The organism is Azospirillum humicireducens (genome assembly GCF_001639105.2).
In the GTDB taxonomy this organism is placed as follows: domain Bacteria; phylum Pseudomonadota; class Alphaproteobacteria; order Azospirillales; family Azospirillaceae; genus Azospirillum; species Azospirillum humicireducens.
Genome location: NZ_CP028907.1, coordinates 564,109 through 577,075 on the forward strand (window position 1 = coordinate 564,109; position 12,967 = coordinate 577,075).

Annotated in this window: 7 protein-coding genes; 4 read left to right on the forward strand and 3 right to left on the reverse strand. The window is 64.8% G+C overall.

Features of this window, described 5'->3' with window-relative positions; all coding sequences use genetic code 11:
• Positions 1-88: 88 nt before the first annotated feature.
• A complete protein-coding gene (locus tag A6A40_RS29660) occupies positions 89-3,553 on the reverse strand; it encodes a tubulin-like doman-containing protein (RefSeq protein ID WP_108549390.1) in 3,465 nt (1,154 codons plus the stop codon).
• A 45-nt stretch (positions 3,554-3,598) separates the two neighbouring features.
• Positions 3,599-5,893, reverse strand: a complete 2,295-nt coding sequence (locus tag A6A40_RS29665) for a vWA domain-containing protein (protein WP_108549391.1) — start codon at positions 5,891-5,893, stop codon at positions 3,599-3,601.
• A 1,156-nt stretch (positions 5,894-7,049) separates the two neighbouring features.
• Between A6A40_RS29665 and A6A40_RS29670 the strand changes: the two genes are divergently transcribed.
• The 4 genes from A6A40_RS29670 (at position 7,050) to A6A40_RS29685 (ending at position 11,426) form a co-directional block, all read left to right on the forward strand.
• Positions 7,050-8,189, forward strand: coding sequence for a tyramine oxidase subunit B (locus A6A40_RS29670; protein ID WP_108549392.1), 1,140 nt, complete (start codon positions 7,050-7,052; stop codon positions 8,187-8,189).
• 48 nt (positions 8,190-8,237) lie between these two features.
• Positions 8,238-8,660, forward strand: a complete 423-nt coding sequence (locus A6A40_RS29675) for a RidA family protein (protein ID WP_108549393.1) — start codon at positions 8,238-8,240, stop codon at positions 8,658-8,660.
• Positions 8,661-8,711: 51 nt separating this feature from the next.
• Positions 8,712-10,007, forward strand: coding sequence for an NAD(P)/FAD-dependent oxidoreductase (locus A6A40_RS29680; protein ID WP_108549394.1), 1,296 nt, complete (start codon positions 8,712-8,714; stop codon positions 10,005-10,007).
• A gap of 543 nt (positions 10,008-10,550) precedes the next feature.
• Positions 10,551-11,426 carry a helix-turn-helix domain-containing protein gene (locus A6A40_RS29685; protein WP_108549395.1) on the forward strand — a complete coding sequence of 292 codons (876 nt, stop codon included), beginning with the start codon at positions 10,551-10,553 and terminating at the stop codon, positions 11,424-11,426.
• Between the two features lie 30 nt (positions 11,427-11,456).
• Here A6A40_RS29685 and A6A40_RS29690 read toward each other — a convergent pair whose 3' ends face one another.
• Positions 11,457-12,899: an amidase gene (locus A6A40_RS29690; protein WP_108549396.1), complete on the reverse strand. Its 1,443-nt coding sequence runs from the start codon at positions 12,897-12,899 to the stop codon at positions 11,457-11,459.
• Between the last annotated feature and the right edge of the window lie 68 nt (positions 12,900-12,967).

Here is a 12,967-nt window from a genome sequence, read left to right on the forward strand (position 1 = left end):
GAACCGGCCCCCCGATCAAAGCCAGCAAGCCGACCAGGAAATCGCCACCGAAGAGGTTTCTCCGTCGTCCCGTCACCACCGCCACCATTCAGTACAGGGTTCGCGCCGACAGGTCGGCTTTGGTCGACGGGCTGCCGTAGAACTGCATGGACATCCGCAACCCATCGATCAGACGGCTGTATTCGGCTTCGCCGACGGCATTGCCGAGTGCGTTCTCGCTGATCGGCACGCTTGCCTTCAGGAAGCTCGTCAGCGGCTCGTCGCGGATGAAGTCCTCCAGCTGCTCGAAGTAGGAGCGCTCGGTCTCCCCGTTTCGGTTCGCCGATTGAGGATCCGCGGCGGCCTGACGGGCGCTTTGGAATGCGGCGTCGGCAGTGATCGGGAACCGCTTGGCATTGCCGGCCTCCCGCCGCTGGAGGACGAAGACAACCGCCGCACGGATCAGATCGCCATTGTCCAGGTCCACCGGCGCATCCCGGTTCGGCGCCCTCCAGAACCAGCGTCGCTCCGCCTCGTCGCGGAAGACCGCACCGGTCGCCAAGCAATGCACGAACGCCTGGAACTGATGCGGGTTGTCGAGCAGCCGGACGATACGCGGCGGTATGAGGCGGGAGGCCTCCATCTCCAGGGACAGGCGCCGGGAGAAGACGCGCTCGATGAACCAGGCCTCGGCCTCGCCCCGGAACGGATGGTAGATCAGCGCACGCTGGAGTTCCGCGTCGGCTCCCTGTCCGCGCTCCACGCGCAGGGTTTCAAGATACTTCTTTTCGCAATCCTTCACGTCCTTGATGTGGCCGTGCTCCATCCGCGCCGCCTTCAGCAGGATGAGCGACGTCGGATCGGAGTAGGTGGTGATCGGGCTGTTGACCTGATCGCCGTCGCTGGCATCCGCCAGGCGCGCCCTGAGGGCATCGGCGATGTTCTGTTTGTCGCCGCCGCTCGGCTGCCGGTAGACCCAGCGGCAGGCGGCCATGCGCCCGTCGCTCAGGAGCAGCTTTGCGGACCCCCGGAAACGCTTCACGATTTCGTCGACGGACAGCCTTTCATGCGTGCGGTTGTGCTGCTGCTCGTATTGGAGATAGTCGAAGATGTCGATGTCCTGAAGCCGGCTGTCGACCGCTGGACGGAACCGGTCGCGCAGAAGCTCGTGCACGTCGCGCAGATCGGCCACGGGCCGGAAGGTGCCGCCCTGTTGTTCGATGGCCAGCGAGACGGCGGGGCGGCCGTCCGGCCCGATGGCGGCCTGCCAGCGGGTTCGCGCCACCATCTGGTCGGCCAGCGTGCTCCCTTGGTCGATGACCGCCCGCTGCCTCATCACATCGGTAAAGCCGCGCATGGTGATGTCGAAAGCGCCGTTCTCCTGCTCCTGGCGGGAGGCGAGGCTGATCATCGCACGGTCGTCGCGCGACAGCCGCAGCAGGCGGTCGGTCAGGCGCTGGATGTGGTTCTTGCGCACGGCGCTCAGGGCGGGAAGCTGCCCGGCCTGGGGCAGGACCGTGTGGACCAGCGCCTCCCGGATCGCGTCGGACCATTGGCCGTACCGTTTCCGGACCGCCCCGACGATCTCGCGCATGTCGGCGAGCAGGTGTCTTTTCTGGAACCAGGTCACATATCGCGCGGCATCGTCGCGCGCCGCCTTCTGCGGGCCGTCGATCCAGGTGGTCAGCGACATGAAGGGGGGGCGGACATCGCCCAGCCCGGTGATCGCGTCGATGACCTCCTGCCGCTGAAGTGCTGCGCCGGAATCCATGTGGTCCAGGCAGCGCTTGATCACGTCCTCGATGGTGCCGAGCGGCCCGGCCAGACCCGCCAGCTCCTGCGTTTCGGCATACAGCCGCGTCAGCGGCGTTCCGGCGGCCGGGTCCTCGGCGGTCACGCCTATGGATTGGGTCGCGTTGATCGCCTCGGCGATCATCCGGTCGGTCATCTCGTTCAGCGTGCGCGAGATCACCTTGCGCACGAGGCGCCGGCCCTTTTCGAAGGTCCGTTCGCCGCCCTGGGGATCGGTGTAGGAGTCGAGCGTGGCGCGCAGATCGCGTGCGAAGCGGTCACGGGATTCCGTCTGGGATTCCTTGATGCCCTTCGCCCTGCGGTTCTCCTCGTAGCTTTTGATCTCGATCCGTTCGACGGGCAGGCCGTCGTTGAGGTCGCCATATGACAGGAATGGGTTGCAATAGGCCAGCGGCAGGTCGTTGGCCAGCTCGTCCGCAGTCACCTCCTGTCGCGAAACCTCGATGGCTCCGAACTCGTACCAGCGGTTGACCACGGTTTCCGGGTCGAGATGCTGCTCCATGTAGGCAGGAAGCCGCTCGCGCTCCTGGTCGGCGAGGTCGCGCAGCTCCTTGAAGAGTTTCAGCATGCTCTCGACACGGGCGCGGGCCGCGTCCTGGCGGTCGCGCTGGGCTCCGACGTGGACGCCGGTGATGAAGCCGTCCTCCTCCTCCTTCGGCGCACCGATCGCGCGCAGGAAGTCCTGGACCTGTTCCCAGACGAAAAGCTCGGCATAGGTGTTGAGCGGGATCGACAGTCGGGCGCCGCCGAAGCTGAGGGGATGGCCGTCCTGGTTGACCAGCTCCTCCATCATCTTCGGGCCGATGTTGACGTCGAGGAAGCTGTCGATGGCGTTGGCGACGGAATTGAAGAACGAGATCCGCTTCTCGTTTCCAGTGCACCGTTCGCCGAGATAGACGAGGTAATCGAACAGGCGGTCGGGGATCAGTGCGCGCTGTTGGCCGTAAGCGTCGTAGACGATGTCAGCCGCGGCCGTTGCCGGAACGGTGCTCGTCGCGAAGCGGTCCTCCGCCGGGATATCCAGTTCCTGGAAGCGGGCCAGTTCGCGGAAGAAGCTGTAGGCACGCGCCGGGCTGATTCCGTGGGCGCCGTCATACACGTCGGGAAGAACGATGGCGCCGGCGATGGTCGGTTTAAGTTCCAACTGCTGGGCGACCATGCGGACGATGACGGCGGCATCGATGAGGCAGCCCGCGCCGGTGCCGCCCGCCGCGGAACCGATCACCCAGACGTTGACAACGTCGCCCGTGCCATTGTTCGCGAGATCGCGCAGGGTCTTCGTGAGCTGCGCGGTGATCCGGTCGATGTTCGCGAACATGGCGAAGCGACCGATCTGCCGCTGTTGTGCGGCGCCGCTCGTCACATTGCGGGCGGCGGGCGGCACGATCTTGGAAATCCAGTCGGTGTGCAGCCAGTTCTTCAGATGCGGATGGCGGTTGCGGTCCCCGGCCGCCGTCATCTCGTTCTCGACCAGGGTGCGCAGACCCGGCTGCCCCTCTTCGAGGGGCAGATATTCGGAGTTGGGATCGAGGTGGATGTGCTCGTTGGTCAGGCCGGTGGCGATGACCTCCTTTGCCCCGGCGCCGCCGGCGATGTCGACGGTCTCGCCGGGCTTCCAGAGACTGCGCGTGATCGTGTCGAACTCGATGAAGGCCAGGTGCGGCGGCCGGCTGCCGTATTTGTAGACCGCCAGCTCTTTCAAGTAGGTGAGGATGTGGGTGCCCGTTCCGCCGAACCCCAGGACAAGCGTTTTCACCGTCATTGTTCAGGTCCTTCCCCGCGCTTCATGGTCAGGTGTTGAGGCAGATCAGGCGGCTGAGCGCGCCGTGGTCTCCCGGAGAGCGATGAACCAGTCGTGGTCTTTCAGCCCGCGCAGCTTCTCGCCATCGGGATTTGCCTTGATGATGTGGCTGTACGGCTTGGGATCGCCGTCGTAGCGGTAGGTGACCTCCGCCGCGGTGCGTCCGCCGGCCACGTCCATTCGGCGCAGCGACAGAGCGGCGATCTTGCGGCGCGTGCCGCCGTCCTGGACCTCCAAGACGTGCTTGAAGGTTTGCCGATAGATGCCGGTGACCGGGATCTGCTTGCCCGACCGGTAGCCGCGGCGCCGGTCGTAAACGATCAGTTCCACGACTGCCCCGCGACGCCGGTCTTCCGAGCGGATGCGGTGACGCGGGATCTGCCACCATGCCACTCCCGCCACGAGTGCCGCGGCCAGCGCTGCAACGACCGTCGCCAGCCCTGCGGTCACCCAGAGCGGCCAGCGCAGGAGGAACCCTGCCAACGTCATCGGATCGCCCGCGACGCGTTCGGGAACTGCACCCCCGTCCAGGCGCACACCGGACAGCCGTCGACCGTCCAGAAGCGCATCCATCGGCTTGACCCGCAGGGCCCGCTCAAGCGGAACCAGCCATCCCTCGCCACGCCACAGGTCGAACCCGGCCGGCAGCGAAACCACGAAGCGGTCGCCATCCAGCGCGACCTTGAGCGGTCCGCCAACCGGCTGTCCGGAAACCGGATCGATCGCTTCGGCCTTGAGCCAGGTGGCTGGATTGGCGACGACCTCATCCAGCCGTTCGATGAACCGGCCACTGCCCTCAACGAGACGGAAGCGCAGGTCGACGCCATCTTCTCCGAGACCGGGAAAGAGCCCGACGACACCGACCGCGGGCGCTTCCAGCATCAGGTTAAACGGAGCATGTCGGGAAACGGTCAGGGGGAACTCGTTGATGTCCGCGCCGCGGAACAGGTCGAGCACGCTTCCGTCCGGGCCTGTCGCCTTCAGCCGCAATCTGGCGACATATTGGCCGGCGGTGTCCGGCGTCCAATCGGCCAGAACTCTCCCCTTTTCCGCCATGCGCACCGGCACCTCGGCCACTTGCCTGCCGCCCACGCCTGTGATCTGCACGGTGCCCGAAATCGGCCATCCCGGCACGGCATCCATGGCGATCCGCGGATTGGCGCCATTGAGCTGGAACGCCAGGGTGGAGGGAACCTCGCGGGGGAGTTCCCCGCCGGGGCCGACCAGGGTGGCGACCGGGCCATACTCGCGGACTTCGATGAGGGCTTCGGTGGCGTCGACGGACATGAGGCGGTACTCGCCCGTCGGCGGATCCTTCAGGACGAACAGATTGAAAAGCCCCGACGTCGCACCGCCGGCCGAACCGGCGCCGGCGACCGGCGCCACCGTCCGGCCGCTCGGATCCACCAGCGTCACCGCCGGTTGCGGCCGCGGGTACTGCACGGAGACGACGAGCTGACGCAGGTAGGGCGTGGCGACGAACGACCATCCGGACGGGGCCGGCGTGCGCTCCCTCAGCCAGCGGTCGACGAAGACGTTGGCGAGCTTGACCGCGTCCGGAAATGCGCCGACAGCGCGAAGTGCCCTGTCGGCATCGCCGGTGACGGTCCGCCAGAATGTGCCGTCCGAGGGGCCGCCATCGGCAAGCTGCTGATCCCAGAACCGGTTGTTCCTATCCAGACCGATCACCCACAGCACGGCTCCGGCATCCCGCAACGCTCGCACCTGGGTTTCGATTTCCTGCCGCAGAACCTTGGCGGGAGCGTTGTTCTGCCGCTCCGGCCGCCCGTCGGTGATGAGCAGGACGATGCGGCTTCGCGCGGATGCGCCCGGAACGGGTTTCAGCCGGTCCATCTGACTCTTGACCAGAGCAAGCGCTTTCGGCGTATCGGTGTAATGCAGGTTCTGCGGCGCCACCCGCGCCATGGCGAAATCGACCGTGGTGAAGGGCTTGGCCGGGTCGGCGGGGTCGTGGGCCAGTTCGACCCAGTCGACGGCGACTCTGGTCTTGTCGGCGGACCCGAACTCGATGATGGACGCACGATGACGGCGGGAGGACTCGAAGATATCGGCGGACAGGCGGCGCAGGATTTGCTCCACCAGACTTATCCGGTGGCTTTCGGCATCGCTCGCCGGCTCGTTGCGGCCGCCGCCCATGCTTTGGGATTGATCAATGACGATCAGGACGTCCAACTCCTGGGCGCCAATGGACGGCATCGGGCTTTGCGCCAGAACGGGGGCACGCGCGAACGCCAGGCAGACTATGAAAATCGCGGCAACCAGCAATCTACGCTCGACCATAGTTCGCCTTTTTCTTCGATTCTGCGGGCTTGATCCCGGCGGCTCTCCAAAAATTCACGGCAACAGTGGAAATGCATGGCAAATGCCCGACATCTCACTGCGCTCGACATACGAATGCGTGAAAGCAATGCTCATATAAAAAACAACTCTCTCATGGTTTACCAAATTAACCGTTCGTTCTCTTACTATATCCAATGGTATCAGCGCTTTCGTCATATGTCTACGAGTGCATATGGATGACATATCTATGTATTATTGCACATTCAAAATGATTTTATAAAAACAAGTAATTGTAATTACTACTAATAATTAATTGATTGCTTTAAAATATATCGCCAATAATTCAATGATTATCATTGTTTAAGGGTTCGATTTGAGGGTCTCCTGTGTTTTTTCATTTTCCCCTCCGTCATCTATGCGGAGGAAGAGAGAATCATAGCGGGATGAAATCTGTACGCCAAAGAAACCATGACTGTGTTTGCACTTGCAGAAAGATCCGGGCCAGCGTCGATACCACCCGCATGCGTTGTGCAGATCGTCAACCGACGGGACACCCGCGCCACGAATCGATTGTGACCGGATGCCCAAGGCCTTCGAAGACCACAGCGGCCGGGACCATGTTGAATGTCGATCGGCAGGCCGCACCCTCTCCGCGGCGCGCTGGAGTGCGCATGAGCGGCCGAAACCATGGGCTGACCTGAAATATCAAAAAATTGACCGATCCTATCAAGCAGTTTGGAGCCTTTTCCCAAATCTTGATTGGACAAGCCGTCTATCGGCATCGGCAGCAATACAGCTCACTGACCAAGCCTCCGCTGGGAAGGACGCCATCCGTGACACATCGACCAGCAACAGGAGAATCACTTCCATCGCAATGCACTGACCGAAAAAACGAAACGTCTCCAATAGTGTAGATATCATTCCCGGAAATTTTATCTTCAGATATCGGAATATTAACGCGCAGATTATTTGTTATTTTATTCTAGCGTCTTCGTCACCGTATCCAGTTTCGTCAATATCAACGCCACAAGAGCGGAAAACCGGCCGCCATTTTTCGGCTCCCTTCCCACCTCCCGCATCAGCCGGGCGAGCGGCCTCCGCCGCCTTCACGAGCATCGGATTGCTCGCCCCAGCGCTTTCAGGAAAGAACGGCACAATGAGCGACCTGCCCAGGATCGATTTCCTCTATCTCTCGGAACAGGACATGGTGAAAGCCGGCGTGACCGACATGGCCGCCTGCGTGGACACGATGGAAGACATGTTCGTGCTGCTGCATACCGGCGATTACCGGATGGCCGGCGCCAACAACGACTCCCATGGCGCCATGGTCGTCTTTCCGGAAAACTCTCCCTTCCCGACCATGCCGAAGCCGACGGCCGACCGCCGATTCATGGCGATGCCCGCCTATCTCGGCGGCAAATACTGTACCGCGGGAATGAAATGGTACGGCTCCAACATCGCGAACCGCGAAAAGGGCCTTCCCCGTTCGATCCTGATGTTCACGCTGAACGACGCCGACACCGGCGCTCCCCTGGCGCACATGTCCGCCAACCTGCTTTCCGCCTACCGGACCGGGGCGGTTCCAGGCGTCGGGGCGCGGCATCTGGCCCGCCGCGACTCCCGGGTGGTCGGCGTCTATGGTCCGGGCGTCATGGCGAAGACGTCGCTCGCGGCCTTCATGGCGACCTGCCCGAACATCGACACGGTGAAGGTCCAGGGCCGCGGGCAGAAAAGCCTCGACAGCTTCATCTCCTGGACACGGGAAACCTACCCGCAGATCACCACGATCGAAGTCGTCCACGACATCGAGACGATCGTCCGCGATTCCGACATCGTGACCTACTGCGCATCCGGCGAAACCGGCGACGTCTCCAAATACCCCATCGTCAAGCGCGACTGGGTCAAGCCGGGCGCGTTCCTGTCGATGCCGGCGTCCTGCGAGATCGATGCCGGCATGGAAAAATCCGACATCCGCAAGGTGATGGACAACATCGGCCTCTATGAGGCGTGGTTCGAGGAACTGCCCAAGCCCGCCCATGTCCATGTGCCGGTCATCGGCGTCCGCTTCATGGACATGATCCATGAAGGAAAGATGAACCGCGAAGAACTCGAAGACCTCGGCGCGATCTGCGCCGGTGCCCGGCCCGGCCGTCGAAACGACGAGGAGATCATCATCCTGTCGGTCGGCGGCATGCCGGTCGAGGACGTCGCCTGGGGCACCGTCGTTTACCGCAATGCCGTGAAGAAGGGGATCGGGGTGACGCTCAATCTCTGGGACACGCCGGTTCTGCGCTGACCCATTCCTCCCCCTGGCCCTTTACCCTGGCATTTGAGAGCGTCTGAAATGGTGAAGATCACCAAAGTCAAAACCGGCACGAAACTGGAAGAGATCAGCAGCTACTCGCGCATCGTCGCGGTGGACAACTGGATCTTCGTATCCAACACCGCCGGTCGCAATCCCGAGACGAAGGAGATTCCGGCCGACGTGACCGCCCAGACCAATCAGGTGTTCGACAATATCGAACGGGCGCTGAAGGCGGTCGACGCCAGTCTGGCCGACGTGGTCGCGACACGGGTGTTCATCCAGAATCCGGAGGACACCCACACCGTCATGGGGATCTTCGGCGACCGGTTCCGCGGCGTCGATCCGACCACGACCGTGACCTGCCCGCCGCTCGGCTCGACCACCTACAAGGTGGAGATCGAGGTGACCGCCTACCGGGGCAGCAGCAGGGCAGAGGTGGAACGCATCACCATCTCCCCCTGATCCTTCTGCCCGCCCACCTTTCCCGTGCCTTTCGCATCAAGGACACCCGCCATGGCCCCGGTCATCTCTCCCGTCCAGACATCCACGGCTCTGCCCAAATCGACGACCGTCGTCGTCATCGGGGGAGGAATCGTCGGGTTGATGACCGCCCTGACCTTGAGCGAGCGCGGCGTTCCGGTGGTGGTGCTGGAAAAGGGGCGGCTGGCGGGAGAGCAGTCGTCCCGAAATCTCGGCTGGGTGCGCAAGACCTCCCGCTCCGCCCCCGATCTGCCGCTGGCCCTGGAATCGGACCGGTTGTGGGGGGCGATGAACGCGCGCACCGGCATGGATGTCGGATACCGGCAGGCCGGGATCATGTTCCTCGCCAGGACCGAAGCCGAACTCGATGTCCATCGCCGGTGGATGAAGACGGCCGAGGCCCTGGCGCTGGACACGCGCATCCTCTCGCCGGCGGAGGTCGACCGGCTGGTGCCGGGCGGCACGGGCGGATGGGCCGGGGGCATCCACACCGCGTCGGACGGCCGCGCCGAACCCACCCTCGCCTCCAGCGCCATCGCCGCCGCGGCGATGGCGAAGGGCGCCGTCATCGTGGAGAACTGCGCCGTCCGCGACCTGTCCCGGTCCGGCGGCAGGGTGAGCGGCGTCGTCACCGAGAGAGGGGAGATCGCCTGCGAGGAGGTCGTTCTCGCCGGCGGCCTGTGGTCCCGCCGTTTTCTCGGCAATCTGGGCGTCTTCCTGCCCACCCTTCCGCTGGTCTGCTACGCGATCCGCACCGCGCCGATGGACGGCCCCACCGACATCGCCGTCGGCGCTCCCAACTTCTCCTTCCGCAAGCGCAAGGACGGCGGCTTCACCATCTGCCAGCGCGGGGCTGTCGGATCGCCGCTGGTCCTCGACCATGCGCTGCTCGGCATGCGTTATCTGCCGATGTTCCGCGAAGGGCGCAGCCAGCTGCGCATCAGCTTCGGCAAGGAGTTCTTCGAGGATCTCATGCTGGCGCGCCGCTGGCGTCCCTCCGCCGCCACGCCGTTCGAAAAGGTGCGAACGATGGATCCGCGTGTCGACCACGGCATCAACGCCGAGGCGATGGCGAACATCAGGTCGGCCTGGCCCGTCTTCGCCAAGGCAAGCATCGAGGAGGTCTGGGGCGGCACGATGGACATCACGCCGGATTCCCTCCCGGTGATCGACAGGGTCGGGACGATCCCCGGCCTGACGCTGGCAACCGGCTTCTCCGGCCACGGCTTCGGCACCGCCCCGGCGGCCGGACAGCTCGCCGCCGACCTCGTGACCGGGGGAACACCGATCGTCGATCCGGCTCCCTACCGCCTCGACCGCCTGCAGTAATCGAAGCCTTCCCTCACCCGCCGCTTCTTCACCTTTCCATCACGGCCGGACGCGACGGTTTCTCCCTGCCGGGAAACAGTCCGGCCCTTCCGCCCACGGCCGGCTCCTTGAAGACTCGAGTCCGTGTGCCTTGCCGCGCCCCTTCTTCGGAGCGTCCATCGCGGCTGGCGAACCTGACCTTGCGTATGTGCCTGAAGACAAGGACCGGCGCGCCGATTTTCTTCGGATTCCCCATAACAATCAGCTATACAAACAACAATGATCCGCGGCTCCTCGGACGGGTGGAACGGTGCATTTGCCGATCCGGTCGACATGGCCCGGCTTATGCATAAACTTGACCGTCGGCCGATGGCCGTACGGTTACGTCCCGTCGCGAATGCGAGGCGGGAGCGTTAGCGGTTGCGATCCTCTCGTCCTGAAGGAGGAGCAGTTTTGCTGGACATCACGCCAAATCCATCGGCAGCGGGCCTCTCCCATCCGCGGATCGCGACGGTCAGGACATCGGACATCGACGAATGTGCCGGACAGGCGCGGGGATGGTCGATGAGGTTCGTTCAGCTTTCAAGCGGCCGCTTCGATGGCAGGCTGACCGATATCCGGCTCGACCGCATGCAGCTCCTGCGCGATGTGGCCAACGCCTCCCTCGCCAAGCAGGGATCGGCCCCCAGCGGCGCCATGGTGTTCAACCTGCCGATGGATGCCGACGGCGAGGGGCGTTTCGCCGGACGGGCACTGACCTTCCCCACCTGCATTGTCTCCGGCAGCGAACTGCCGGAACTGTGTTCCCCCCGCCAGCTCGATCTGGTCTGCATCGCAATCGAGCGCCGATGGCTTCTGGAGATGGCGGAAAACCAGGGCCGGGCGGCCGCCGCCCGCCGCCTGCGCAAGATTCAGCCGTCCCTGCACGGCGATTCAGCGCGGATGCGGCCGCTGAAGACCGCCGTTTCGGACATTTTCGCCGATCTGCCGATGTTGGCCCGCGCCCTGGATCAGGCCGCGAGCCGGTTGGCGATGGAGACTGAGATTGCCGACCTGCTGCTGGACATCCTGTCGGAGGACGAGGAACGGCTGTGCATCGACACGCCGCAGAAGCGGATCGCCGAAAAGGCCCGCGCCTATGTGATGGACCATGCCGAGTTGCAGCCTTCGGTGGACGACATCTGCCGCCATGTCGGCGTCAGCCGCCGGAAGCTGCAGAACTGTTTTCACGACACCTTCGGCTTCAGCCCGACCCAGTTCCTGCGGACGATGCGGCTGGACAGGGTCCGCCGGGACCTTCGGGCCGCCGGGCGTGGCCCGGTTTCCATCGGCGATATCGCCGCGCGCTGGGGGTTCTGGCATTGGAGCCGCTTCGCCAACGAATACCGCGCCCTGTTCGGGGAGTTGCCGTCGGAAACGCTGCGCCGCCCGCGCGACTGAACGCGCGGGCGGCAACCGCACCGAAACGGGTCAGAGCGCGTTGATGCGCGGCACCCGGCCGTTCCAGGGCTGGGCGGCTTCCAACTGGCCGGCCAGCGAGAACAGCAGGCTTTCCCCGCCGAAGGGCGCCACGAAATGCGAGCCGACCGGCAGGCCGTCCCCCGACCAGAAGAGGGGCACCGACATTGCCGGCTGGCCCGTCGCGTTGAACAGCGCCGTGAAGGGCGAGTAGCTGTGGAACAGGTCGATCAACTCGTCGAGCGTCTGGGAATCCTCCATGTCCAAGGCGCCGATAACGACCGGCGGCTTGGCCAGCGTCGGCGTCAGCAGCAGGTCGAAACCGGTGAACAGCGCGGCCATGCGCCGCCCCAACATGTGGATCGAGTCAACCGCGGCGGCATAGGCGGCGCCGCTGACCTCACCCTTGGCACGCAGCAGGATGCGGGTGCGCGGCTCCAGCACCGATTCATCGGCCGGACGCCCCGACATGGCGCCGACCATGTTGAGCAGGTTGCGGGTCTGGGCACCGATGATGGTGAAGACGCTGTCGTAGAACTCCGGGGCGCTGACCGGCAGTTCGATCTCCTCCACCCGATGGCCGAGGCTTTCGCACAGGCGGACGGAATGGTCGACCGCGGCGAGGCAGTCGGGATGGGTCGGCCACGGCGCCAGAGACCGCACCAGCCCGATGCGCAGCGAACCCGGCGGCCGTGCCACGGCATCCAGGAACCGGCCCTCCTGCGCCGGAGCCGCATAGGGATCGCCCGGAGCGGCGCCGGCGGTGGCGTCGAGCAGGGCGGCGCTGTCGCGCACCGACAGGGTGATGGCGTGCCCGATGCCCATGCCGGCCCAGCCTTCGCCGATCAGAGGGCCGTTCGGAACGCGGCCGCGCGTCGGCTTCAGGCCGAACACACCGCAGCAGGAGGCCGGAACCCGCAGCGAGCCGCCGCCGTCGTTGCCCTGGGCGAAGGGGACCACCCGCGCCGCGACCAGCGCTGCCGCACCGCCGCTCGACCCGCCGGGGGAATGGGCGGGCGACCAGGGATTGCGGGTGGCGCCAAACAGCTGGGATTCGGTGCTGTAGGAGGTGCCGAACTCCGGCGAGGTGGTGGTCCCGGCGATGATCGCCCCTGCCTTGCGCAGTCTGCGGACGAGATCGGAATCGAGCGGGCCGGTCGCCTTCTCGAACAGGCGCGAGCCGTTGGTCATGCGGGCGCCCGCAACGGGCAGGAACAGATCCTTGACGAAGGTCGGCACCCCGGCAAAGGGGCCGGCGCCGCGTTCCTGGTTGCGGGCGGCGTCGCGCGCCGTCTCGAACAGCGGCTCTACGAGGGCGTTCAGCGTCGGGTTGACCCGATCCAGCCGCGACAGGGCGTCATCCAGCGCCTCAAGCGGCGTGAGGTCACCCCGGCGGATCCTCTCCGCCAGATCGAGCCCGTCCCGCCACTGAACGGTCGATGTCGGGTGTTGCATGATGCGATCTCCAAGGAACAAAGCTGGGGAGGACACCGCGGGAGCGAACTCCCGCGGTAATGGTGGCG

What these genes read in the sequence shown, in the direction of transcription:
- A6A40_RS29660 (WP_108549390.1), bottom strand. Translation starts at nt 3,553, where the DNA reads ATGACGGTGAAAACGCTTGTCCTGGGGTTCGGCGGAACGGGCACCCAC.
- A6A40_RS29665 (WP_108549391.1), bottom strand. Translation starts at nt 5,893, where the DNA reads ATGGTCGAGCGTAGATTGCTGGTTGCCGCGATTTTCATAGTCTGCCTG.
- A6A40_RS29670 (WP_108549392.1), top strand. Translation starts at nt 7,050, where the DNA reads ATGAGCGACCTGCCCAGGATCGATTTCCTCTATCTCTCGGAACAGGAC.
- A6A40_RS29675 (WP_108549393.1), top strand. Translation starts at nt 8,238, where the DNA reads ATGGTGAAGATCACCAAAGTCAAAACCGGCACGAAACTGGAAGAGATC.
- A6A40_RS29680 (WP_108549394.1), top strand. Translation starts at nt 8,712, where the DNA reads ATGGCCCCGGTCATCTCTCCCGTCCAGACATCCACGGCTCTGCCCAAA.
- A6A40_RS29685 (WP_108549395.1), top strand. Translation starts at nt 10,551, where the DNA reads ATGAGGTTCGTTCAGCTTTCAAGCGGCCGCTTCGATGGCAGGCTGACC.
- A6A40_RS29690 (WP_108549396.1), bottom strand. Translation starts at nt 12,899, where the DNA reads ATGCAACACCCGACATCGACCGTTCAGTGGCGGGACGGGCTCGATCTG.